This is a genomic window from Pseudomonadota bacterium (assembly GCA_039818985.1).
Classification (GTDB): domain Bacteria; phylum Pseudomonadota; class Alphaproteobacteria; order Sphingomonadales; family Sphingomonadaceae; genus Alterisphingorhabdus.
In genome coordinates this window covers 1,351,868-1,374,627 of sequence record JBCBSU010000001.1, presented here as the reverse complement: position 1 = coordinate 1,374,627, position 22,760 = coordinate 1,351,868, and the positions used below count along the sequence as shown (strand labels likewise).

General features: G+C 58.3%; 21 protein-coding genes and 2 tRNA genes. 12 read left to right on the top strand and 11 right to left on the bottom strand.

What is annotated here, in order from left to right; translation table 11 throughout:
• Positions 1–2: 2 nt before the first annotated feature.
• On the bottom strand, positions 3–578 hold the full coding sequence (locus AAFX04_06535; protein ID MEO1045077.1) for a hypothetical protein: 576 nt from the start codon (positions 576–578) through the stop codon (positions 3–5).
• Between the two features lie 210 nt (positions 579–788).
• Between AAFX04_06535 and eno the strand changes: the two genes are divergently transcribed.
• The 4 genes from eno (at position 789) to AAFX04_06515 (ending at position 5,007) form a co-directional block, all read left to right on the top strand.
• Positions 789–2,066 carry a phosphopyruvate hydratase gene (eno, locus tag AAFX04_06530; GenBank protein ID MEO1045076.1) on the top strand — a complete coding sequence of 426 codons (1,278 nt, stop codon included), beginning with the start codon at positions 789–791 and terminating at the stop codon, positions 2,064–2,066.
• Positions 2,067–2,169: 103 nt separating this feature from the next.
• Entirely contained in the window at positions 2,170–2,481 is a 312-nt protein-coding gene (locus tag AAFX04_06525) for a septum formation initiator family protein (GenBank protein MEO1045075.1), read from the top strand.
• 121 nt (positions 2,482–2,602) lie between these two features.
• Complete coding sequence (pdhA, locus tag AAFX04_06520; GenBank protein ID MEO1045074.1) at positions 2,603–3,637, top strand: pyruvate dehydrogenase (acetyl-transferring) E1 component subunit alpha; 1,035 nt, start codon at positions 2,603–2,605, stop codon at positions 3,635–3,637.
• Positions 3,637–5,007, top strand: coding sequence for a pyruvate dehydrogenase complex E1 component subunit beta (locus AAFX04_06515; protein MEO1045073.1), 1,371 nt, complete (start codon positions 3,637–3,639; stop codon positions 5,005–5,007). The genes pdhA and AAFX04_06515 overlap by 1 nt, the downstream gene beginning before the upstream one ends.
• Before the next feature lie 9 nt (positions 5,008–5,016).
• Here AAFX04_06515 and AAFX04_06510 read toward each other — a convergent pair whose 3' ends face one another.
• Genes AAFX04_06510 through AAFX04_06500 form a run of 3 tightly spaced genes read right to left on the bottom strand, consistent with a single transcriptional unit; the run spans position 5,017 to position 8,128 of the window.
• The gene (locus tag AAFX04_06510; protein MEO1045072.1) at positions 5,017–5,721 is read right to left on the bottom strand and encodes a pilus assembly protein TadE; all 705 of its coding nucleotides are present in this window, start codon (positions 5,719–5,721) and stop codon (positions 5,017–5,019) included.
• Entirely contained in the window at positions 5,721–6,335 is a 615-nt protein-coding gene (locus tag AAFX04_06505; GenBank protein ID MEO1045071.1) for a TadE family protein, read from the bottom strand. The genes AAFX04_06510 and AAFX04_06505 overlap by 1 nt, the downstream gene beginning before the upstream one ends.
• The gene (locus AAFX04_06500) at positions 6,335–8,128 is read right to left on the bottom strand and encodes a TadE/TadG family type IV pilus assembly protein (protein MEO1045070.1); all 1,794 of its coding nucleotides are present in this window, start codon (positions 8,126–8,128) and stop codon (positions 6,335–6,337) included. Before AAFX04_06500 ends, AAFX04_06505 begins: the two co-directional genes overlap by 1 nt.
• A gap of 148 nt (positions 8,129–8,276) precedes the next feature.
• On the opposite strand from AAFX04_06500, the gene AAFX04_06495 reads away from it, so the two are divergent.
• Both AAFX04_06495 and AAFX04_06490 read left to right on the top strand, forming a co-directional pair.
• Positions 8,277–8,951 carry a hypothetical protein gene (locus AAFX04_06495; GenBank protein ID MEO1045069.1) on the top strand — a complete coding sequence of 225 codons (675 nt, stop codon included), beginning with the start codon at positions 8,277–8,279 and terminating at the stop codon, positions 8,949–8,951.
• A 44-nt stretch (positions 8,952–8,995) separates the two neighbouring features.
• Positions 8,996–9,460, top strand: coding sequence for an EF-hand domain-containing protein (locus tag AAFX04_06490; protein MEO1045068.1), 465 nt, complete (start codon positions 8,996–8,998; stop codon positions 9,458–9,460).
• Between the two features lie 21 nt (positions 9,461–9,481).
• Here the strand turns inward: AAFX04_06490 and trmFO are convergent, their stop codons facing one another.
• Positions 9,482–10,837 carry a methylenetetrahydrofolate--tRNA-(uracil(54)-C(5))-methyltransferase (FADH(2)-oxidizing) TrmFO gene (gene trmFO / locus AAFX04_06485; protein MEO1045067.1) on the bottom strand — a complete coding sequence of 452 codons (1,356 nt, stop codon included), beginning with the start codon at positions 10,835–10,837 and terminating at the stop codon, positions 9,482–9,484.
• Between the two features lie 127 nt (positions 10,838–10,964).
• Here trmFO and AAFX04_06480 point away from each other — a divergent pair, with 127 nt between their 5' ends.
• Complete coding sequence (locus tag AAFX04_06480) at positions 10,965–11,624, top strand: lysoplasmalogenase family protein (GenBank protein ID MEO1045066.1); 660 nt, start codon at positions 10,965–10,967, stop codon at positions 11,622–11,624.
• Between the two features lie 33 nt (positions 11,625–11,657).
• On the opposite strand, the gene gyrA is transcribed toward AAFX04_06480, so the two are convergent.
• The 3 genes from gyrA to yaaA form a co-directional block, all read right to left on the bottom strand.
• The gene (gene gyrA, locus AAFX04_06475; GenBank protein MEO1045065.1) at positions 11,658–14,399 is read right to left on the bottom strand and encodes a DNA gyrase subunit A; all 2,742 of its coding nucleotides are present in this window, start codon (positions 14,397–14,399) and stop codon (positions 11,658–11,660) included.
• A 130-nt stretch (positions 14,400–14,529) separates the two neighbouring features.
• Entirely contained in the window at positions 14,530–15,240 is a 711-nt protein-coding gene (locus AAFX04_06470) for an SDR family NAD(P)-dependent oxidoreductase (GenBank protein ID MEO1045064.1), read from the bottom strand.
• On the bottom strand, positions 15,237–15,995 hold the full coding sequence (yaaA, locus tag AAFX04_06465) for a peroxide stress protein YaaA (protein ID MEO1045063.1): 759 nt from the start codon (positions 15,993–15,995) through the stop codon (positions 15,237–15,239). Before yaaA ends, AAFX04_06470 begins: the two co-directional genes overlap by 4 nt.
• 273 nt (positions 15,996–16,268) lie before the next feature.
• Here yaaA and AAFX04_06460 point away from each other — a divergent pair, with 273 nt between their 5' ends.
• A complete protein-coding gene (locus AAFX04_06460; protein ID MEO1045062.1) occupies positions 16,269–17,525 on the top strand; it encodes a hypothetical protein in 1,257 nt (418 codons plus the stop codon).
• Between the two features lie 104 nt (positions 17,526–17,629).
• On the opposite strand, the gene AAFX04_06455 is transcribed toward AAFX04_06460, so the two are convergent.
• Entirely contained in the window at positions 17,630–18,100 is a 471-nt protein-coding gene (locus AAFX04_06455; GenBank protein ID MEO1045061.1) for an Lrp/AsnC family transcriptional regulator, read from the bottom strand.
• A 173-nt stretch (positions 18,101–18,273) separates the two neighbouring features.
• Between AAFX04_06455 and AAFX04_06450 the strand changes: the two genes are divergently transcribed.
• From AAFX04_06450 to AAFX04_06435, 4 genes are all read left to right on the top strand, one after another.
• On the top strand, positions 18,274–19,548 hold the full coding sequence (locus AAFX04_06450; protein ID MEO1045060.1) for a hypothetical protein: 1,275 nt from the start codon (positions 18,274–18,276) through the stop codon (positions 19,546–19,548).
• Positions 19,549–19,605: 57 nt separating this feature from the next.
• Positions 19,606–20,649: a polysaccharide deacetylase family protein gene (locus tag AAFX04_06445; protein ID MEO1045059.1), complete on the top strand. Its 1,044-nt coding sequence runs from the start codon at positions 19,606–19,608 to the stop codon at positions 20,647–20,649.
• Between the two features lie 65 nt (positions 20,650–20,714).
• A tRNA-Ile gene (locus AAFX04_06440) sits at positions 20,715–20,791 on the top strand.
• A 171-nt stretch (positions 20,792–20,962) separates the two neighbouring features.
• Positions 20,963–21,039: transfer RNA gene (locus tag AAFX04_06435), tRNA-Pro, on the top strand.
• A gap of 23 nt (positions 21,040–21,062) precedes the next feature.
• Here AAFX04_06435 and AAFX04_06430 read toward each other — a convergent pair.
• Positions 21,063–21,296, bottom strand: coding sequence for a hypothetical protein (locus AAFX04_06430; GenBank protein MEO1045058.1), 234 nt, complete (start codon positions 21,294–21,296; stop codon positions 21,063–21,065).
• Positions 21,293–22,657, bottom strand: coding sequence for a M20/M25/M40 family metallo-hydrolase (locus tag AAFX04_06425; protein MEO1045057.1), 1,365 nt, complete (start codon positions 22,655–22,657; stop codon positions 21,293–21,295). The genes AAFX04_06430 and AAFX04_06425 overlap by 4 nt, the downstream gene beginning before the upstream one ends.
• Positions 22,658–22,760 lie beyond the last annotated feature (103 nt).

Here is a 22,760-nt window from a genome sequence, read left to right as displayed (position 1 = left end):
GGTCAGTCTCTGTCGCCGCCGCCGGATTTGAACAGTCGTGCCAGCACGAAGCCAGCAGCTGCAGCGATGCCGATCGCCAATGCCGGGCTTTTGCGAACAAATTCCCGGGTGTCGTCTGCAAGATCACCAAGATCGCTTTCATCGACTTTTTTCGCCGCGCTGGTGACATTTTCCGACGCTGTGCGCGCCATTTCGCCGAAACGGCTGCCCAGACGCTCCTCCACGACATCAGCGCTGTCACCGATCAGGCCGCCAAGATTGGCGATGGCCTCACTGATCCGGCCCTTGGCATCATTGGCCAATTCGCTGGCCCGCGCCTTGGCGTCTTCTGCAAAATTGCCCTCGGCACCATTGGCCACAGTTGCCGGGACGATCTCCGTCTTGGGGCTGGCCGCCGGCTTTTTGGCGGCCTTGGTTGCAGCGGTGGTTTTGCGTTTACGCGCCGTGGCGCCGCTAGTGGTGCGCTTGGTCGTCGTCGCCTTGCGCGCGGCAGGCTTCTTCTTTGCACTGCTGCTGGTTCTACGGGCGGTGGTTTTTGGTTTGTCGCCTTCCGAACCGCTTGCTGTCTCATCCGTCACTGGCTTGTCCTCCGTCGCCTGGTCTGCCGGGCACATTCCGTCTGTAGAGATTGACTGTGCCCATTGTCCGCCTGCCTGATATTCAATCTGCGCCTCTATAGCATGAAATCAAGCGCTTTCTCATCAATTGCGCATATCCTATCACAAAGGTTGCAATCGGAAGCGCTATGGTGGAGAGGCTCGCCAAAGTCCATCGTTCAGGAGACCGTTATGACTTCCATTATCGATATCCATGCGCGTGAAATTCTCGACAGCCGTGGCAACCCTACAGTCGAGGTCGATGTCCTGCTCGAAGATGGCAGTTTCGGTCGCGCCGCCGTGCCTTCGGGTGCCTCGACTGGCGCCTATGAGGCGGTGGAACTGCGCGATGGCGACAAGGATCGCTATGGCGGCAAGGGTGTTACCAAGGCGGTCGATGCCGTCAATGGCGAGATATTCGACACGCTTGTCGGACTCGACGCCGAGGATCAGCGCGATATCGACATGGCAATGATCGCGCTTGACGGCACTGACAACAAGGCGCGGCTTGGTGCCAATGCGATATTGGGCGTCAGCCTTGCCATGGCGCGCGCCGCTGCTGATGCACGTGGACTGCCACTTTACAGCTATATTGGCGGCGTCGGTGCCCATGTGCTGCCAGTGCCGATGATGAACATCATCAATGGCGGCGAACATGCGGATAACCCGATTGATATCCAGGAATTCATGATCATGCCGGTGGGTGCGGAATCACTGGCTGAAGGGGTGCGCTGGGGTGCCGAGATATTCCACGCATTGAAGAAGAAACTGCACGGCGATGGCCTTGCGACCGGTGTGGGCGATGAAGGTGGCTTTGCCCCGGACATCGCTTCTACACGCGCTGCGCTCGACTATATCGCTGCCGCTGTCGGTGAGGCCGGCTTTACCCTGGGCGATGATATTGTGCTGGCTCTGGATTGTGCCGCGACCGAATTCTATCAGGACGGCATATACAGACTGGCAGGTGAAAATGCCGAACTGAACTCTCAGCAGATGGCGGATTATCTTGCCAGATTATGCGCTGATTATCCGATCCGCTCGATCGAGGACGGCATGGCTGAGGATGACTGGCAGGGCTGGGCCGCGCTGACCGCTGCAGTTGGCGATACGGTGCAGCTGGTCGGTGACGACTTGTTCGTCACCAACACCGAACGCCTGGCGCGCGGTATCGGCGAAGGTGTTGCCAACAGCCTGCTCGTCAAAGTCAATCAAATCGGTACGCTGTCAGAAACGCTCGATGCGGTGCGCATGGCGCATGGCGCACGCTATACCGCGGTTATGTCGCATCGTTCGGGCGAGACCGAGGACTCGACGATTGCCGATCTGGCGGTTGCGACCAATTGCGGTCAGATCAAGACTGGCAGTCTGGCCCGCTCCGACCGCCTTGCCAAATATAACCAGCTTATCCGCATTGAAGAGGAGCTTGGTGTCAGCGCCGCTTATCCCGGTGCTGCGATTTTCGCTCGCTGAATGTCTCCGTCTGCATGTCTTTGACGCGTCAAGCGGCGCATATATCGCATTTTGGCGATTTGGTCCTTGCAACGCGGAATCAATTGTGATTCAGTGGATTGTGATGGTTCATGAGCACTCTCCCGCAGCCACTGTGCGATCCAAGCTTGGGTCTGGCCTGGCGCTATTGTGCCTATTGGGCATCGGTGCCTATGCGGTTCTGGGTCCTACTGGTGTGCTCGCCTGGGGTGACTATCAGCAGCGATTGCAGCAGCGCGAAGTCGAGTTGGCAGCGTTGCTTGCCGAAGAGGCGGCGCTGAAGAACCGCATTGGTCTGCTCGAGCCGGGCAAGGCTGATGCTGATCTGGCTGGTGAGCTGATTCGCAAGAAGCTCAACGTCATCCATCCCGACGAGATTGTCGTCCCACTGAAATAGCTTTGGGGCGGCGCTGTCCGCCTTTGAACCATCTTCCTTTGCCTGCCGGATAAGCCATTGCGCGGCACTTGATTCATGGCATATAGGCGGACACCTTCTCCCCCGGAACAAGGACGCTAAAATGGCGCAATCTTCATCCGAAAAAACCAAATCGGAAAAACCAAAACCGAAAAAACCGGTGCGCTTCAAGGCAAGCAAGGACGAGCTTCTGGAATTCTACCGCCAGATGCTGCTGATCCGGCGGTTCGAGGAGAAGGCAGGCCAGCTATACGGCCTCGGCCTGATTGGCGGTTTCTGTCACCTCTATATAGGCCAGGAAGCGGTTGCGGTTGGCCTGCAATCGGCGATGAACGAGGGCGAGGACAGCGTCATCACCGGCTATCGTGACCATGGCCATATGCTGGCCTATGGCATCGACCCCAAGGTGATCATGGCCGAGCTGACTGGCCGTGCCGCGGGTATTTCCAAGGGTAAGGGTGGATCGATGCACATGTTCAGCGTCGACCAGAAATTCTATGGCGGGCACGGTATTGTCGGAGCGCAGGTATCGCTCGGCACCGGCCTTGGTTTTGCCCATAAATATCGCGATGATGGTGGGGTATGCCTCGCCTATTTCGGCGATGGCGCCGCCAATCAGGGCCAGGTCTATGAAAGCTTCAACATGGCCGAGCTGTGGAAGTTGCCGGTGATTTTCGCGATTGAGAACAATCAATACGCCATGGGCACAAGCGTCAATCGTTCCTCGGCCGAGGACCAGCTTTACCGTCGTGGCGAAAGCTTCCGCATACCGGGACTGCAGATCAATGGCATGGATGTGCTCGAAGTGCGCGGTGCAGCGGAAACCGCGCTGGACTATGTGCGCGGCGGCAATGGTCCGATCTTGCTTGAGCTGAAAACCTATCGCTATCGCGGCCATTCCATGTCCGATCCGGCCAAATATCGCAGCCGCGACGAGGTGCAGTCGGTGCGCGAAAAATCCGACCCGATCGAAGCGGCCAAAGCCGAGCTGATCAAGAAGAAGGTCAAGGAAGAGGATTTGAAGGCGATCGACAAGGAAATCCGCAAGATTGTCAGCGAGGCTGCCGATTTCGCCGAAACTTCGCCCGAGCCGGAGCCGCATGAGCTCTATACCGACGTTCTGGTGGAGCAATATTGATGGCTATCGATCTGAAAATGCCCGCGCTTTCGCCGACAATGGAAGAGGGCACCGTCGCCAAATGGCTGGTCAAGGTAGGCGATATGGTCGAGTCCGGCGATATTCTGGCCGAAATCGAGACCGACAAGGCGACGATGGAATTCGAATCCATCGATGAAGGCGAGATTGTCGAGATACTGGTTGCCGAGGGCACCGATAATGTCGTTGTCGGCACCGTGATTGCGCGTATGGCGGGTGAGGGCGAGGAGACCGCGCCTAGCCAAGCGAGGCCAGCTGCGGAAGCTGTGCCGGTCGAAACCCCGGTGCCAAGCAAACCGGCTGCGCCCGCAGCACCGGTGGCGGCACAGCGCGCCAGCGACCCGGATATCCCCGAGGGCACCGCCATGGTCTCGCTGACCGTGCGCGAAGCATTGCGCGATGCCATGGCCGAGGAAATGCGCAGCGATGACCGCGTCTTCGTCATGGGTGAGGAGGTCGCCGAGTATCAGGGTGCCTATAAGGTCACCCAGGGCCTGCTCGATGAATTTGGCGATCGCCGGGTCATCGATACGCCGATCACCGAATATGGCTTTGCCGGTGTCGGCACTGGTGCCTCAATGGGCGGATTACGACCGATTGTCGAGTTCATGACCTTCAACTTCGCGATGCAGGCCATTGATCACATTGTCAATTCGGCGGCCAAGACCAATTATATGTCGGGCGGCCAGATGCGCTGTCCGGTGGTGTTTCGCGGCCCCAATGGTGCAGCCAGTCGTGTCGCTGCGCAGCACAGTCAGAATTACGGCCCATGGTATGCCAGCGTCCCCGGTCTGATCGTCATTGCCCCCTATGATGCGGCTGACGCCAAGGGCCTGTTAAAGGCCGCAATCCGCACCGAAGATCCCGTGGTTTTTCTGGAAAATGAACTGCTTTACGGGCGTAGCTTCGACGTTCCCGAACTGGATGACTATGTCCTGCCAATCGGCAAGGCGCGGACCATGCGAGCCGGAAGTGATGTCACCATTGTCAGCTATTCCATCGGTGTCGGCGTAGCGCTCGAAGCCGCCGATGCGCTGGCAGGGCAGGGCATCGATGCGGAGGTGATCGATCTCAGGACCTTGCGGCCGCTCGACAAACAGGCGGTGCTGGACAGTCTCGCCAAAACCAACCGCATGGTGGTTGTCGAGGAAGGCTGGCCAACCTGCTCTATCGCCAGCGAAATTGCCGCGATTGCCATGGAAGACGGGTTTGACGACCTCGATGCGCCGATATTGCGCGTCACCAATGAGGATGTGCCCTTGCCCTATGCCGCCAATCTGGAGAAACTGGCACTGGTCGATGCCGAGCGGGTTATCGCCGCGGTGCGCAAGGTATGCTATGTCGACGGCTGATACCGCTGGTCAGGATGCGGTATAGCGGTTGCAGTGCGGATTTTGCACACCGTCATTCTGTATGCCCTGGCTCAGGTTGCGGTCGTCACGGATGGTGAACGCCGCTTCATGTCTGAGTAGCTTGTTCGACACAAAGGCATCGCCGAAAAGTCCCTGATATTCATAAAATATCTCGACATACATGACGGCACTGTTCTGTTCCGCCCTGATTTCCTGTCCTGCCGGACCCATGCCGACAAATTCAGGTGTGTCACGCTCGATCGTGCCTTGCGGGCCATAGGCCGAATCATATTGTTTCACACCAATACAGCGCTGCCAGCGGATCCGTTGCCAGCGACCATTATTGGTGGTCTCGAGACTGGAGAGAATGACGCGACCATTTTCCAGCAAGTTGATATCTTCACCCTGCAGCCGGACCCCGGCGAAGACCGAGTTCACATCCGAGCGATAAATAGTCTTTGACGAGGTGCCGGTAACCGTCTGCCCCATGCGCGAGGCATTATCGGCGAGGCTGAGCGCGGCCTGACCGACATTCATGCTGGTCAGCGCCATATAGGCAACCTCGGTGCCATACATGCCAAGGCCGAGAAAAATGGGCAGGCTATAGGCGAATTCGATCAGCGCCAGACCGCTGCGATTATGGCGAAGGCGTTGCAATACCCCGGTCTTGCCCGGAGTTGCAGTTTTCTTTTTGAATATGGACAGGCTGCTCATCAACAGGGCTCCGTGCTTATATCAGGTGCGGCATCCTGGTCGCCATAGGGCTGGTTCTTCAGAACCGACTCATATTGCATCGATCCCGTTTGCGACTGACCCAGCAGGCCATAAAGCGGGAAGATGCGGGGATATTCCATGGTCACGCGATAGAGAACGATGTCGCGCGGTCCGCCAATACCAGCTTCGCCGACATCGGCATCCCAGGTGCCGTTGCCATTCTCGTCCTCGAAATTCTCACCGGCATCGCATTCACCATTGCCATCATCGTCGATTATGGTCTCGGCGCGGGCGACATCTTCGAAATCATAATAGCTAGTGCGTTCAAAGGTCAGCGATGCACTGCTGTTGATCTTCTGCATCTGCGACGTCACCACCGCATCAATGGAGCTGACGCTGCCCGGCGCGCTTTCCAGCGTCGACGCACGGGCGGCATCGGATACGGCACCGGCCAGTGTCGAGCGCAGGAAGATCGAATAGCCAAGATCGAAAGACCCCATCAGCAACAGCATGAAGGTTGGCGCGATGATGGCGAATTCGACCAGGGTCGTACCGCGTTCATCGCGCTTCAGCCGGCGGAGCAGGGCTGAAGACAAAAGACGTTTGATAGCCATCACTCGGTCAGCCTCAACTCTGCGATCTGCTCGGCAATGGCGGCAAAACGTTGTCCCAGTTCGGTGGCGTTATTGGCCACAAAGGAGCTGTTGGCGCTGGCACACTCAGTGAGATCGGTGGTCAGCGCGGTATTGAATGCAACCACCCACAGCCGGATCCCCTTGGCCTTGATGGCCTTGCACATTTCCTTGTACCGCGTGGTGCGATTGGTAGCATGCGAGGCATAGGCAGCAGAATTGGTGCCAGTGGTGACTCCAGTGATGCGACCATCATGCCGTTCAACACCGTGCGATGCATAGGCGCTGTCGCTCGGGTCCAGAACACCATCGGTCATCCAGATGAGGTGCCGCCCGACATAGCCGCTGTTCGAAGGCGCTTCGTTGACGTTGCTGGAGAATATGCCATCCGGAGACGATAGCCGCGCGCCCCATGTCAGGCCGATATCGTGATAGGTACCGCCATCAGGCGACAGATTTCCGTGATAGGTCTGAAAATCGTTGAGCGTCGTGTACTCTGCCAGCAGCTCCGAATTATAGGGGCAGTTCACCTGCGGAAACGAGGCACTGGTTGACGACGTGGTATTATAGCTGCGGCGGAACACGATCTCCGGCCAATAGGGACGCCACTTAGTTGCATCGCTGGTCGGCGCGCTGTCGATATCCAGGTCATGCAGACCGGCAGGCGAAAATGTGCTGCTGCCGGCGTTGAAGGTGATCGATGACGATCCAACGGTGTCGCGTTCCTCGATGCAGCCGGCCCAGGTGAAGTCATTGCTGGTGCGCCCCGTGGGGTCGCGTACAGGCGTACCGGTCTTGTAGACATCGGTATCATGTATGACTTCCTGGAAGCGGTTCTGCCAGAAGGAACCAAAATCATGGTCCCAGATACATCCGCCATAGCTGGCATCATAACGGCCATAGACCCGGAAGCCCGGCCAGCTGCCGTAAAAACCGGAGCAATTGGATGTGTAACGACTATCCCGGCTACGGAAATATTCCGTCACGTCTTCCTCAACCCAGACGCGTTCCATCGATTCATAGGCATGTTCGTCGACGATATAGCTTGGCGGCAACAGATAGCCGACATTCACCGTCTGCGCATAGGGCACAAAGGCGTAACGGATGCGTGCACCACTGCTGGCAGCAGCCGTATCGATGACACCATAAAAGCCGTCCATCGCATCTTTGAGCGCTTGCATGCGTGATGTCGTGGACAGGCTGCTATAGCTTCGGCCTTCGACCACGCCATGGGTATTGATATAGCCCTGACATTGTGTGGTATCGGCATTTTCCGGGCATGCCATCGAGCCGGTGGTATCCAGCACGAAGGTGATGTCAGAGTTGGAAATCTCCAGCTGTGCGGTACAGGCGACCGAGATGTTCAGATCATCAATGCTGAACATGCTCATGACAACAGTGGGCACTCTGACCGAAGCATTGCCGACAACGGTCGATCCGCCGCTCGGATTGCTTGTGGTGAATGAGCGGTTGGTGGTGTCGAGATAATCGGTCGGGAAGTTGACGTCGAAATAGTCTTCGGCAACGCCCTGGGCGGCGCTTGTATAATCACCGTCAGCCATGGCCTTGCGACCGGCCAGCACACCGGCGTCACATGCCTGTTGCAGGCGGGACTGTACCATATAGGCACGACTCATATCGACGCCGCTACCGATCATAGCGGTCAGCGGAACCAGGCCAGCCGCGACCATGGCCAGTGTGTTACCGGCTTTGCTGCGCCTCAGCCGCCGCAGGATTTCCACGACGCCTCTTGTGCAGAAGTGATTGTTTTTCATGCCTTATTCCACCTGTTTATCGCTCTTGTTCAACGAGCGAGCCAGTCCGCCCTCGACCAACAGGCTGCAGATATAGCGAAAAACTGGTAACCGGTTTCGCAAGAGACAGGGTTATCTTGCGATTAACCTTGATTTCCGGAGAGGTGCGTTGGAAGAGGCGCGGGTGGATAATCCGCTCAAACTGACGCCATGGCATCGCCTTGCTCTGGCCTATGCTCCGTCGGCGCTGCGTTCGCGACAGGAAGCATTGTTTGCCATGGACGCGATCTGCGGCGATATCTGCGACACCACTAGCGAGATGCTGATCGGCCAGATGCGCTATACCTGGTGGCGTGACGTCATGACCGGAACGCCACCCGACCGGCGTTCGGGGCATCCGCTATTGGCACTGATCACGGCAATTGACGATTTCGACTGCGATGCGCTGGTACCGGTCATTGACGCCTGGGAAGGTTATGTCGTCGATGCAGGAGGCGAGGAAGGCGGTGTGCACGCCCGCAACAGGGGCGAAGCAATGGCAAGCGCATTGCGTGCTATAGGTGTGACCGAAGCTTCACCGCTGCTGGACGATTTTTTCGGTTGTTATGCGCTTTGGGATGATATTCGCACTGGCAGATATGATGGTGAAGCAGCGACAACCGCCAAGGCCGCACTGGCCAGTCAGCTGGAACCCGTCACCGACTGGAAGCCGGATCGCAGCTTACGGATGATGGCGATCATCCGCGACATGATCGTGCGCGATGCGCTGCATGGCGGATGGGACAAGCCGGTGCTGCGGCCGTCCATGGCTGCGCGGATGGTGTTTCGCGGCCTGACAGGCTGAATGTCCCCTGCTATCATCTCGCTCAAAGGCACAGGAGGGCGGTGATGAGCAAATATCTGGTCGGCGGGGCAGGGGCGATCATGCTGCTGCTCGCCGGTTTTCTCTATATGCTGGGCAATGCGCAGGAAGAAACCTCTCCCGATGCAGAGCCGCCGCCGCAGGAGACTGCTCCTGCCGATAGCGACCTACCCGACGCTGATACAGCCGATCTGGTTGGTCCGGAGCCGCCAGAAGCCACCGAGATGACACGCGAGGAGCGTCGCTTTGCGCGCTATGACCGGGACTCCGACCGCCGCATCACCCGCAACGAGATGCTCAGCACCCGCAGCAAGGCATTCCGCAAGCTCGATGTAGACGGAAATAACCTGCTGACTTTCGAGGAATGGGCGGTGCGTACCGTGGATCGTTTCGAGGGTGCCGATGCCGATGGCGATAATGAACTGACGCCGGAAGAGTTTGCAACCACCAAGCCGCAACGCCGCAACAGGGCGCAACGATGTAAATGCTGATGACGGTGTCTGGCCTCCGGCTCAGGCCGCTTGTGACAGTCCGCCAAGCCAGTCTTGCAGATCGCGACGGGCGCGCGCGGTATACGCTTCCTTGCGCTCCTTCTTCTTGACCTTGCCCTCGAGCGGCGGGAACAGGCCGAAATTGACATTCATCGGCTGATAGTCGCTGGCATCGGCATCGCCGGTAATATGCGACAGCAGCGCACCGAGCGCCGTGGTCTGTGGCGGTGCGTCAAGTGCGTGTCCCGCCAGGTCAGCTGCAGTCATCCTTGCCGCGACCAGACCGATAGCGGCGCTTTCTACATAGCCTTCACAGCCGGTAATCTGTCCTGCAAAGCGGATATGCGGCGCGGTTTTCAGCCGCAGCGAGCGGTCGAGCAGCGTCGGTGAGTTGATAAAGGTGTTTCGGTGCAACCCGCCGAGCCTTGCAAATTCGGCATTTTCCAGTCCCGGAATGGTGCGGAACAATTCTACCTGTGCGCCATATTTCAGCTTGGTCTGAAAGCCGACCATATTCCACAATGTGCCAAGGCGATTGTCCTGGCGCAGCTGCACCACGGCATAGGGCCAGCGACCGGTGCGTGGATCGTCGAGACCGACTGGCTTCATCGGCCCATAGCGCAGCGTATCGATACCGCGCGCCGCCATGACTTCGATCGGCATGCAGCCCTCGAAATAAGGCGTGTCCTTTTCCCACTGTTTGAAATCGGTCTTCTCGCCATCCATCAGGCCCTGATGGAAGGCCAGATACTGCTCCTTGTCCATCGGACAGTTGATATAGTCCTTGCCATCGCCATCGGCGCTGCCCTTGTCCCAGCGCGACTGTTTCCAGGCAATATTCATATCGATGCTGTGATGGTGAACGATAGGGGCAATGGCATCGAAAAAGGCTAGTGCATCCGATCCGGTGGCGGTGCCAATGCTCTGCGCCAGCGATGCAGCGGTCAGCGGCCCAGTGGCAACAATGGTCGCACCATTGGCGGGAAGCGCATCCACCCGCTCGCGCAATATGGTGATATTCGGATGGTTTATGAGTCGCTTGCTGACTTCTTCTGAGAAAATATCGCGGTCTACGGCGAGCGCGGAACCGGCAGGAACCTTGGCAATTTCCGCCGCTGCCATGATGATCGAGTCGAGTGCACGCATCTCGGCATGGAGCAGACCAACAGCATTGCGCTCGGCATCATCGGAGCGAAAGCTGTTCGAGCAAACCAGTTCGGCCAGACCATCAGTCTGGTGCGCCGGGGTCATGTCCCCCGATCCACGCATCTCCGACAGGCGGACGCGAAAGCCCGCCTGCGCCAGCTGCCATGCCGCCTCGGAACCGGCGAGGCCGCCGCCGATAATGTGAACCTGATGCGATTGTGTCTCTGTCATGCGGCGCATATGGCAATTCGTTGCAAAAACGGCAATGGGGATATGCCCGCTGGTGAGGCTGGACAGCAATGGGGCCCACCCGGTAATGCGGTCCCCGATATCGCGCATCGGGCAGGGAGGCGGCACCGTGAAACAGGCATTGGTGGAGGACAGGCCCTTCCTGATTCTCAGCCTGATCTTTGCCATCGGTTTTCCGCTACTGCGCGACGGTGTCATAGGCGAGGGCCTGCTGATGCTATGGAAAGCCGGTGCAGTCACGATGCTGGCGCTCTATGCCGCGCGTCGCCTGAAAAGCGCCGATGGGTGGCTGTTATGCACAGCGCTTGCGCTGTCGGCACTCGGTGATGCGCTGATTATCATCGAACTGACATGGGGCGCGCTCGCCTTTCTGGCATCGCATGGCGTTGCCATCATCCTCTATGCCCGTAATCGGCGGCAGCAAGTGGCAGCCAGCCAGAGGCTGTTTGCGATTACCCTGTGCATTACCGTGCCATTGCTGTCGCATCTGGTCTCGTTCGGCGGTGGGGGCTGGGGGCTGATTCTCTACAGCTTGGGCCTGGCGCTGATGGCAGGGATGGCCTGGACCAGCCGTTTTCCGCGCTACCAGGTCGGTACCGGTGCTGTGCTGTTCGTCATATCGGATCTGTGCATTTTTGCGCTGATGGGCATCAGCAAGGACGCATGGCTGGTCAATCAGGCGGTGTGGCCGCTTTATTATGCCGGGCAGTTGATGATTGCCACCGGTGTGGTGCGTTTCCTGCGAGTGCGCCCTTATCTCAGCGCCTAGACGAAGCGACAGGGAATTGCGTCAGCTACAGGTTTAATGACGTGTTTCGCCGCTCTCTCGCGCAATCGCTTCTTCGGCTTGGTTTTCCGGCTCTTCATTTTCATCTATCAATGCCGCGCTGACGACATGTTCGTCCTCGGCAACATTGAATATCCTGACACCTGCCGAACCACGGCCGATCACCCTGTAACCACGATCATCAGGGACGTCATCGCCCAGCAAATGCCTGAGGTCGATGGCGATCCGGATCAGCTTGGCCTGGTCGGTGACCAGCATCAGCTGATCTCCATGTCTGACCGGGAAGCTGGCGACCACAGCGCCATTGCGTGCAATATTGTCGATATTGACCACACCCATGCCGCCGCGCTTGATCGTGCGATATTCATAGGCCGAGGATATCTTGCCATAGCCATTGGCGCAGATGGTGAGGATGAACTCTTCTTTCCCGGCCATTTCCGCCATCCGCTCGGCGGATAGCTCGGGCGCGTTCTCATTATCCTTCCACGGTGCCGCTTTCAGATAGGCCTCGCGTTCATCGACAGTGGTGCCGGTGGTGTTGAGAATCGCCAGCGAAACCACCTGGACATCGCCTTTCGGTCCCATGCCCTGCACCCCAATGCCGGTACGGCTCTTGGTTTCACGCGCATCGGTGGCGGCAAAGCGCACCGCCTTGCCGGTGCTGCTGGCAAGGAACACTTCCTGCGTCTCGTTGAGCAGTTGGACGCCGATCAGCCGATCGCCGCTATCTTCGACAAAGCCCATGGCATATTTGCCGTTGGACGGGATGTTGGTGAAGGCATCCATTGAATTGCGCCGCACCATGCCCTGTTCGGTAGCGAAGATGATGTTCAGATCAGCCCATTCATCCTCATCCTCGGGCAGTGGCAGGACATTGGTGATCACCTCAGCGTCATTAAGTGGCAGCATGTTGAGCATTGGCCGTCCTTTGGTCTGCGGCCCGCCTTCGGGCAGCTTCCACACCTTGAGCCGGTAGACCCGGCCATGGTTGGAAAAGAACAGCACCGGATTATGCGTCGAGGTGACGAACATCTCGACCACTGCGTCCTCATCCTTGGTCGCCATGCCAGCGCGACCCTTGCCGCCACGACCCTGGGCACGGAAAGTCGCCAGCGCTGTACGCTTGATATAACCGCCATGGGTGACGGTGACGATCATGTCCTCGCGCTCCATCAGGTCTTCGTCTTCCAGGCCATCCCATGCCGGCGCGATTTCGCTGATACGCGGCGTGGCAAATTCGTCGCGTACCGCTTCCAGCTCCTCGCGCATGACACCGTAGAGCTTGACCCGGTCGGTCAGGATCTCGAGATAGCCTTCGATATCGCTGGCCAGCCCCTTGAGTTCATTGCCGATTTCATCGCGTCCGAGCGCCGTCAGGCGATGCAGTCTCAGGTCGAGAATGGCTTTGACCTGCGCTTCACTGAGGCGGTAGCTGTCGCCCGAAACCTCATCGTCCAGCGCCTCGACCAGCCGGATATAGGGGGCAATCTCGCCCATAGGCCATTTACGGGCGAGCAGTTTCTCGCGTGCCTCGACCGGGCTGGCCGACCCGCGGATGATCCGCACCACCTCGTCGAGATTGGTGACCGCAACCACCAGGCCGAGCAACAGATGCGCCCGTTCGCGCGCCTTGGCGAGTTCGAATTTGGTGCGCCGCGTGATGACCTCTTCGCGGAAACGGATAAAGGCTTCGATAACATCACGCAGGTTGAGGATTTCCGGGCGGCCGCCACGAATGGCCAGCATATTGGCCGGGAAGCTCGACTGGGCAGGGGTGTGGCGCCACAGTTGGTTGAGCACGACATCGGGGGTGGCATCGCGCTTGAGCTCGATAACCACGCGCACCCCGTCACGGCTGGATTCATCGCGAATATCGGCAACACCCTCGACCCGGCTGTCCTTGGCCGCTTCGGCGATTTTCTCGACCAACCCGGCCTTGCCGACCTGGAACGGGATCGAGGTGAGGACGATGGCGCGCTTGTCGCCTCTGCCTTCCTCTATTTCGTGCCGTGCTCGCATCAGGATCGAGCCGCGTCCGGTCTGATAGGCCGAACGTGCCCCGGCCTGACCGAGGATGAGCGGTGCCGTCGGAAAATCCGGCCCTGGCACGATCGCGATCAATTCCTCGGTAGTGATTCCGGGATTGTCGATATAGGCGAGACAGGCAGCAATCACTTCGCCGAGATTGTGCGGCGGAATATTGGTCGCCATGCCGACAGCGATGCCGCCCGCGCCATTGACCAGCAGATTGGGGAAGCGCGCAGGAAGAACCTGTGGTTCTTCCATCGAACCATCGTAATTGGGCGCAAAATTGACGGTATCCTTGTCGAGGTCGTCGAGCAACGTATTGGCGACCTTGGCCAATCGCGCCTCGGTATAGCGCATCGAAGCCGGCTTGTCGGGGTCCATCGAGCCGAAATTGCCCTGGCCGTCGATCAGCGGTACCCGCATCGACCAGTCCTGCGTCATCCGAGCCAGCGCCTCGTAAATCGCGCTGTCGCCATGGGGGTGGTAATTACCCATGACGTCGCCGACAATCTTGGCCGACTTGCGATAGGGCCGTCCGGCGACAAAACCGCCTTCCTTGGAGGCGAAGAGGATGCGCCGGTGCACCGGCTTCAGGCCGTCACGCACATCGGGCAGCGCGCGGCTGACAATGACCGACATTGCATAGTCGAGATAGCTTGCCTTCATCTCATCGACGATGTCGATAGGGGCAATATCGTCCGGGTCCTGGCTGGTCTCTATCTCGCTCACGCTAACTCACTCACATACTTCACAAAACACCATCTCTGGACAGCATTTTCTGCTGCCCATATTGTGTAGAGGATCGGCGCCTGGATGACCAGTAAATCGGCCAATTCTACACCGGTTATCGACAGCTATTTCAGGGGCTGATTTCCTGGCCGTCCCACGCGAAAATCCGGCCGCTATCGGCGGGGCGCAATCCATCGAGCACATCGAGCAACTGTACTGCAGCGCGATCGGTGCTGAACAGCTGTCCTGGCGGAACATTGCCCTGAAAAGGCTGGCTCAGCGCGGTGTCGACGGTGCCGGGATGCAACGCCACGGCAATCGACCGCTCGTTGCGCCGCGACCATTCAATGGCGATGTTGCGGATCAGCATGTTCAGCGCCGCCTTGGAGGCGCGATAGCCGTGCCAGCCACCAAGACGGTTGTCCGATATACTGCCGACCCGGGCGCTGATCGCGGCGAAAATGCATCGTTCCTTGCGTGGCATCAGCGGCAGCATGTGCTTGGCCAGCAGCGCCGGACCTATGGCGTTGACCGCATAGTTGCGCATCAGCCATGCATGATCGAGGTCGCGCAGCGCTTTTTCCGGTCCCTTGTCGCCATCATGCAGAAGCCCGGTTGCACAGAGCACCAACCCTATATTACCGCTGCTTTCCGCAATATGCTGCACAGCAGCCGCAATACTGGCTTCATCCTCGAGATCGATATGGCTGTCACCGGGAGCGCTGCGCGACAGGCGATGGACCGTCGCATATTGGCCTTCCTGCTCCAGCGCATCGGCCAGCGCGCCGCCAATTCCGCTATATGCACCGATAATGACAGCCGACTGGCGGCTTGACGTCATGTCCGGGTAAACCGCAAATTTGTCTCGTCACTGGCGGCAGCATCATACCGATAGCCGTCGCCGTCAAAGTCCTTCAGCGCCGCCGGATCGGTCAGTCGGTTTTCGCAGATATAGCGTGCCATGGTGCCACGCGCGCGCTTGGCGGCAAAGCTGATAAAGCGCGGTCCGTCGGGCCCATCCTGACGGAAATCGACATTGATCACCGGCAATTTCAGATGTTTTTGCCCCGCTTCCACCGCAGCAAAATACTCCTGACTGGCCAGATTGACGATTGCCCGGGCCTCAATTGCTTCGGCATCGGTGGCAATCAGTGGTGCGACATCATCCTGCCAGTAATCGACCAGACGTTTGCGCCTTGGTGCCCAGCGAGTGCCCATTTCCAGCCGATGCGGCCGGATAGTGTCGAGCGGTCGCAGCAAGCCGTACAGGCCCGAAAGGATGCGCAGATGGTCCTGCGCAAAATCGATTGCGGCCTCGTCCATCGTCCCGGCCTCGAACCCGGTATAGACATCGCCATTATACGCATAAATCGCCTGCTTCTCGGGTTGCGAGAAGAAATCCCTGTAGCGGCCATGGTTGAGCGCGATCAGGCTGTCAGAGACCGGCATGATCGATTTCAGCTTGGGCTTGCTGAACCGCGAAAGCGCTTTCGCCAGACGCTCTGTCTTGTCGGCAAGGCGGGGCATTGACGTTTCCGACGTCCCGGCAGGGCTATCGAAATCGAGTGATTTTGCAGGAGAAATGAGTATGATCATGCCGCCTATTTAGGAAAGCGATGCGGCTTACGCCAGAGGGCAGCGACCGGCTATCAACAGAGTGTGATAATACCATGCTATTGTGAGTCCTTGCACAATGCATTTGACGCGGGCAAAATTGTTGCACATGGGGATGTTCAATTGCTGTTCAGTAGAGGTTCTGCATAACCAACAAAACTCGATCCGGTTTTCAGCTAGCCGCATATTGCGCTAATGATTGCCGGAAAAGCACCCATTCAGCATAACGATAAAATACAGTCTCAGGAGGACTTCATGCGTTCACCATCTCTCTTTTCCCTGTCCATGGCCGCCATATTGGCTGGCGCAACAGTGCTGTCGCTCGCTGTGCCGGTTGATGGTGCAACAGCGCAGAATAAGAAAAAGAAAAAATCGGAAAAGCCGGATGTCAGCCGCGAGTTTCTCGAGCCATTCAATGTCGCCAATGAAGCGATTGAAAGCCAGGATATCGCCACGGCCGAAGCAAAGCTGGCCGAGGCAGCACCCAATGCGAGGACCCCGGACGAGCAGTTCTTCCTGGGCAATGCGACAGCGCGACTTGGCGGCCTGAAGCAGGATTCACAGATGCAACGCCGCGGCCTGGAACTAATGGTCGACAGCGGCAAGGCACCGCCCGAAGCGCTCGGCAATTTCAACTATCTTGCTGGCGCCCTGGCGTATGAAGCAAAGGACTATGCCGCTGCAGAGAAGCGTTTCAAGGCCTCGATCGATACCGGCTTTTCGGAAAAGAACGTCAATCTGCTCTATGTCGACTCGGTTTTTCGTCAGAACCGGGTGACCGAGGGTCTGCAGCTGCTGCGTTCGACCATCGACCGTATGAAGGCCGCCGGGCTGGACGTCACCGAGGACTTTTACCGCAGTGGCGTTCGTGCCTCCAATAATGCCGGTATGACCGAAGAAGGCACTTATTGGTCGCAGCAATGGGTGGCGAATTATCCTTCCGAGACCAGCTGGCGCGAGGCGCTCATCCTGTTCCGCCAGAATGCCAGCTTTCCCAACGCCATCAATATCGATCTGATGCGGCTGATGCGCGCCAACAAGTCGCTGGTAAGCGAAGCCGATTATTCGGAATATATCGAAAATGCCGATCCGCGCCGCCTGCCGGGCGAGGTGCTTGCCGTAATTCAGGAAGGCAGCGCAAAAGGCGATATTTCCACCAGCAATCCGTTTTTCAGCGAAAATCTGAGCATGGCGCAGGAGCGTGTTGCCGATGACCGCAGCTCACTCGATTCAAGCGCGGCCGAAGCAAAGACGTCAAGCAACCCGGTCGTCGCTATCGGCACCGCTGATGCCTATCTTGGCTATGGCGAATATGCCAAGGCGGCCGAACTCTACACCATGGCACTGGGAAAACCCGGTGCTGACGCGGATCTGGTCAACACCCGGTTGGGCATCGCCAATGCAATGCAGGGCAATTACGCGGCAGCCAAGGACAGCTTTGCCAAGGTCAATGATGTGCGCAAACCGCTGGCCGATTTCTGGATGATCTGGATCGACCAGCAAGGCAGCTAAGCCGCAAGGCAATCGCGCAGCAATCGTTTAAAAAGCCGGAGAGGGGCCTTTGCCTTCTCCGGCTTTTCCTATTGTCTATCGGATATGACGCGCCAGCGCTGCGGTTATCCGGTTTCGAGCGGTACGCCGGGCAGGTTTTTCGCGGTGCGGATGGTTAGCGACGTTTTTACACTGGCGACATTGGGCGCTGGTGTCAGTCGCGATGTAAGAAACTCCTGAAAACTCTGAAGATCATGTGATACGATTTTGAGGATAAAGTCGATTTCGCCGTTGAGCATATGGCATTCCCGAACTTCGGGCAGGCCCATAATATGGTCCTCAAACTCCTTCAACGCGCTTTCGGCCTGGCTTTTCAGGCTGACCATGGCGAACACGGTGATGGCAAAGCCCAGCGCTGCCGGATTCACGTCGGCATGGTAGCCGTTGATGATCTTGGCTTCTTCCAGCGCGCGCACGCGGCGCAAACATGGCGGGGCGGTCAACCCGACACGTTCCGCCAGTTCGACATTGGTGATACGCCCCTGCGCCTGCAGTTCGGCCAGAAGCTTGCGATCAATCTCGTCCAAATTTGCCAACGTCATTCCCTGGTTCCCCGCAATAATCCGGTTTGACCGTCTAGCTTAACCATAATTATATTATTTAATAGCGCAATTGTCCCACTTTGCAACGACAGCAATTGTTACGTTTAATTTTTGCTAACCTTTGCTATTTTCCTTCATCGCAAACCTTTCTGTGGCGAAGAGCAAAAGTGGCCGATAACCTCTATTATGATGATCGACTGGCGACAGCGATATCGGGACCTGTTCCCGAAGCATCGCTGGCGGCGGTGCAATATCGTCAGATTATCGACCTTCTGGCAGATGCGGCTCCGGCGAACGATGAGGCCGAAGCGACGCAATTGCGGCAGCGTCACAAAGGGCGCTATTTCTCCGAAACTGATTTCGCCGCCGCACTGGTACGACTCAACGCCCTGGCCGGGAAAATGTCGCCATCGGCACAGGCCTCGGCGCTGGGCGAGTCGGCAAGGCCGTTGAAGTCGACGCCGCTGGTGCGTTTTCTGCTGGCACAGCCTGAAGCCGTGCGCGACGCTACAATGTCCAAAACGCGGCTATCGGCGGCGCAATGGCTCGAGGTGCTGCAAACCATGTCACCCGAGCAACGCGCCTGGCTGGATAGCCATGCCGGCTTTGGCGACTCTGCCGGACGCGATGACGAGGCAGATATCCGAACCGGAAACGACAGCGATGAGGCACCGTTTATCGCGCTGCCGCGTAAGGACGATGCTAGCCAGGCACTGATTGATGACAGTGTGGCACCGGCACCAGCGGCGACCGCCGATATTGGCGGGATTGTCGAGCGTATCGCCCATTTTACTGCGCAGCGCGATGCCGGGGCAGCGCCACATCTGCCGCTGGAAGAGTTCGAAACTCCAGCACTGGCAGTGGTCTCGGAGATCTGCTTTATCAGCGATGCCGGTGGTCTGGTGACCTCGACCGATCCTGATATGGAGGCCATTGGCTGTGGCCTGCCATTGTTCATCGAGGCTGAGGATAGCGGCTGTGGTTGCAACACCGACACCGCAGCGCTGGCGCGGCAATATCGCCCAATAGTGGGTGGCCGTTATAATCATCGCGGTGCGCCGGCACTGGCGGGCGCGTGGCGGATCGATGCGTGGCCGCGATTTGCCGATACTGACCAGCATTTCATCGGTTATTGTGGTCTCCTGACCCGGCTCGATACCGCTGATTCCCCGGTTGAGCCTGGACAGGATGGGCCAGAAGTGGCTGACGACGCGTCCGAGGCGACGGCGCTGGCAGAGCAGGACTATCGCCAGCTGGCGCATGAATTGCGCACCCCGGCAGGCGCGCTGAAAGGCTTTGCCGAGATTCTCCAGTCGCAACTCTTCGGACCCGTTGCTGCACCCTATCGCGATATGGCACAGGCGATCATCGAAGATACCGATCTGGTGCTGGAAGGTCTCGACGGATTACAGGCAGCACCAGCGGATCAGGCCGAATTATAAACACCCTGCGTGCTTCCTCTCTTGCCAGCCTCATATCCAAGACGATAATGGTCTGTCGTGAGAGACGCACAGACTATCGCAAACGCCCCTGGGCAATCGCCCTGGTCCATTCCGCAATGTCCGGAAAATGTTGATTATGTCGATTGGGGGCCAGATTTTGGCCGACGCTTCGTCGTCACCGTCGACACTGAAGAGGATTTTGACTGGAATAAACCGATCAGCGATTCCGGCTTTGGGCTGGAAAGCACGGCGCTGATCGAGCGGTTTCAGGCATTTTGCCGCAATCAGGGCGTCATCCCTATCTATATGGTCGACTATCCGATCATCACACATGCGCCGACGGCGGAATTTCTCAAAAGCCATGTCGCTACGGGGGAGGCCAGTGTCGGCATACAACTCCATCCCTGGGTCAACCCGCCCATCGAAGAACAGGTCAATGAGATAAACAGCTTCGCCGGCAACCTTCCGCCCGAGCTGGAACGCGCCAAGCTGCTGACTCTGACCGAGGCGATTGACAAGGCGATTGGTGTGGCCCCGATCATCTATCGTGCCGGACGCTATGGCACCGGCGCGCATACCGCCGGATTTCTCAAAGAGGCCGGGGTGATTTTCGATAGTTCGGTACGTTCAGGCTTCGATTACAGCGCCAAGGGGGGGCCCGATTATTCACGCCACCCATTGGCGCCTTATTGGCTCGACCGTCAGGCGCTGCTCGCCGAACTGCCTCTGACGACGACATTTTGGGGGCTGCTGCGTAAACAATCAAAGCTGCTTTATCCGATGATGCGGCATACACCTTTGGCGCGGTCGCTGCTGTCGCGCACCGGCATGCTCGAACGGATTGCCCTAACGCCAGAGGGCATCGGCATCGAAGAGGCGATCCGTGCCATCGATATCGCCATTGACGATGGCCTGCCATTGCTCAATTTCTCCTTCCACTCACCGTCGCTGCAGCCGGGGCATACGCCCTATGTGCGCTCCGAAGCGCATGTCGATCGGCTCTATGACTGGTGGCGCCGGGTTCTGGCTTATTGTGCCCAGCGCAATATCCGTGCGGCGTCGCTCGATGATTTGTCCGGGGGATTGCGTAAAGCGCAATAATCGCCATCACTGCGTTTGCCGCTTGCCAACGGGCCGGGCTTTCGGCTATCGGCATCGCCTCGGATGGGCCTGTAGCTCAGTTGGTTAGAGCTGGCCGCTCATAACGGCTAGGTCGGGGGTTCGAGTCCCTCCGGGCCCACCAGCCTTCGCTTCCTGTACAAGCTTCAGCTGGCTAGCCAGCCATTAGCTGACGTTGGAAGGAAAGGCTGTCCGCCGAAACCGTGGTTGAGGCGGACGCGATAGCCGCTAACGCAAGTGGCAAAAAAGCATTGCTTTCCCTGTCCGATGGACTAGGGGCAGCTACGGAAAATGTCGGGGAGTGGCGCAGCCTGGTAGCGCACCTGTTTTGGGTACAGGGGGTCGCTGGTTCGAATCCAGTCTCCCCGACCATTTTCTTCAATCCTGCAATATCGCTATTCGCCGCTTCGCGTCGCTGGTTCCGGTGCATCACCGCCGAGCGATTCGATCTCTATCGCCATCGCCTTGTCAGCGGCCTCTTCCAGGCTATCGGCCTGCCGTTCCATCTTTTCCTCTTCGCTGAGCGCTTCACCCGTCTCATCGACAGGGGCATCTGCCTCGCTGCATCCAGTAAGGGGGGGCAGCGCCAGCAGCGCAGCCACCACAGGCAAAGCTATCTGTCGACTCATGGTTTTACCGGCCTTGCCGCAATATCGGCGTCGCTATTGGCGATAATCGACAGCACTGTCACCCAGGCAGCGACATTTTGTTGCAGCGCGGCCGGGTCTATCTTGTCGAGCGTGTCATCGGGCGTATGATGCAGGTCGAAATAATCGGTACCATCCTGTTGCAGATCGATGGCGTTGACGCCCAGCGCCACCAGCGGCCCGTTATCGGGTCCGCCGCCTGCGGTGATGGTCGACATGCCAATCCCCAGCGGTGCCAGCGCATTGCCAATCTCGGTTTTCAGGGCATCATTGCCTTCGGGAAGTTTGAATTCCACGCGCCAGATGCGTTCGGCGCCAAAGTCCGACTCCATCGCTATGGCATGGCCTTGCGCGCCATATTTTTCGGCATAGGCACGGCCACCATAGATGCCGACTTCTTCCGAGCCGAACCAGACGATTCTTATCGTGCGCTTGGGCTGGCCTGCCTCTTTTACCAGCTTCGCCGCAGCGGTGGTGATCGCCACGCCAGCGCCGTCGTCAATAGCGCCGGTGCCGAGATCCCAGCTGTCGAGGTGGCCGCCTATCACGATAATCGGTGCATCGGGATCGCTGCCGGGAATCTCGGCAATGACATTCCCCGACTCCATCTCGCCCAATGTGCGCGGTGTCAGTTTCAGTTTCACCGTAACCGGCTTGCCGCGGGCGATGACCCGTTCGAGATTCTCCGCATCGGGAATGGAGATTGCGGCCGCGGGTATCGGGTTGCCATTGCGGAAATTGGTGCCGCCGGTGTGCGGATTACGGTGATAATCGGTGCCGACCGAACGGATGATGATTGCCGCCGCACCTTTTTCCGAAGCAATTCGCGGCCCGATAAAGCGTGCGCCGCCAAAGGCACCATAGCTGGAACCATCCATGGTTTTGGTCATCTTATGACTGACAAAGGCGATTTTGCCTTCAAGGCTGCCATCGGGTGCGGCGGTGAGGTCGGCCAGGGTCGGGAAATAGGCGATCTCCGCTTCGAGCCCGCCCTCGCCGGTGCTGGCGCTGTTGCCCAGTGCGGTGATGTGCATTTTGTGCGGAAAGGGAGCGGTAATATAGGCTTCTTCCTCGCCACGCACCCAGACCGGCAGGGTGAATGGTTCGACCCGGATGTTCGCAAAACCCAATTTGGCCAGCTTTTCGACGGCCCAGGCGCGCGCCCGTGCCTCATCTTCTGTTCCCGCGAGGCGATGGCCGACTTCGGTGGTCAGCCCTTCGATAATATCATAGGCGGTGTCGTCCTCAAGCGCGGCGGCCTGCAAGGCGGCGGGGTCATGTTGTGCCAGTGCGGGTGAGGCGATGGTAATAGCCCCGATCAGTGCGGCGAATCCGGTCGTCATATGTGTCATGATGCAATGTGTTTAGAGCGCACCCCGATTTTTGCCAATGGCTCCCTTGCGGCCACCCAATGGCTCGGCTAGGCACCACGTCGATATCCCCATA

What these genes read in the sequence shown, in the direction of transcription:
- eno (MEO1045076.1), top strand. Translation starts at nt 789, where the DNA reads ATGACTTCCATTATCGATATCCATGCGCGTGAAATTCTCGACAGCCGT.
- AAFX04_06525 (MEO1045075.1), top strand. Translation starts at nt 2,170, where the DNA reads ATGGTTCATGAGCACTCTCCCGCAGCCACTGTGCGATCCAAGCTTGGG.
- pdhA (MEO1045074.1), top strand. Translation starts at nt 2,603, where the DNA reads ATGGCGCAATCTTCATCCGAAAAAACCAAATCGGAAAAACCAAAACCG.
- AAFX04_06515 (MEO1045073.1), top strand. Translation starts at nt 3,637, where the DNA reads ATGGCTATCGATCTGAAAATGCCCGCGCTTTCGCCGACAATGGAAGAG.
- AAFX04_06510 (MEO1045072.1), bottom strand. Translation starts at nt 5,721, where the DNA reads ATGAGCAGCCTGTCCATATTCAAAAAGAAAACTGCAACTCCGGGCAAG.
- AAFX04_06505 (MEO1045071.1), bottom strand. Translation starts at nt 6,335, where the DNA reads ATGGCTATCAAACGTCTTTTGTCTTCAGCCCTGCTCCGCCGGCTGAAG.
- AAFX04_06500 (MEO1045070.1), bottom strand. Translation starts at nt 8,128, where the DNA reads ATGAAAAACAATCACTTCTGCACAAGAGGCGTCGTGGAAATCCTGCGG.
- AAFX04_06490 (MEO1045068.1), top strand. Translation starts at nt 8,996, where the DNA reads ATGAGCAAATATCTGGTCGGCGGGGCAGGGGCGATCATGCTGCTGCTC.
- trmFO (MEO1045067.1), bottom strand. Translation starts at nt 10,837, where the DNA reads ATGACAGAGACACAATCGCATCAGGTTCACATTATCGGCGGCGGCCTC.
- AAFX04_06470 (MEO1045064.1), bottom strand. Translation starts at nt 15,240, where the DNA reads ATGACGTCAAGCCGCCAGTCGGCTGTCATTATCGGTGCATATAGCGGA.
- yaaA (MEO1045063.1), bottom strand. Translation starts at nt 15,995, where the DNA reads ATGATCATACTCATTTCTCCTGCAAAATCACTCGATTTCGATAGCCCT.
- AAFX04_06460 (MEO1045062.1), top strand. Translation starts at nt 16,269, where the DNA reads ATGCGTTCACCATCTCTCTTTTCCCTGTCCATGGCCGCCATATTGGCT.
- AAFX04_06430 (MEO1045058.1), bottom strand. Translation starts at nt 21,296, where the DNA reads ATGAGTCGACAGATAGCTTTGCCTGTGGTGGCTGCGCTGCTGGCGCTG.
- AAFX04_06425 (MEO1045057.1), bottom strand. Translation starts at nt 22,657, where the DNA reads ATGACGACCGGATTCGCCGCACTGATCGGGGCTATTACCATCGCCTCA.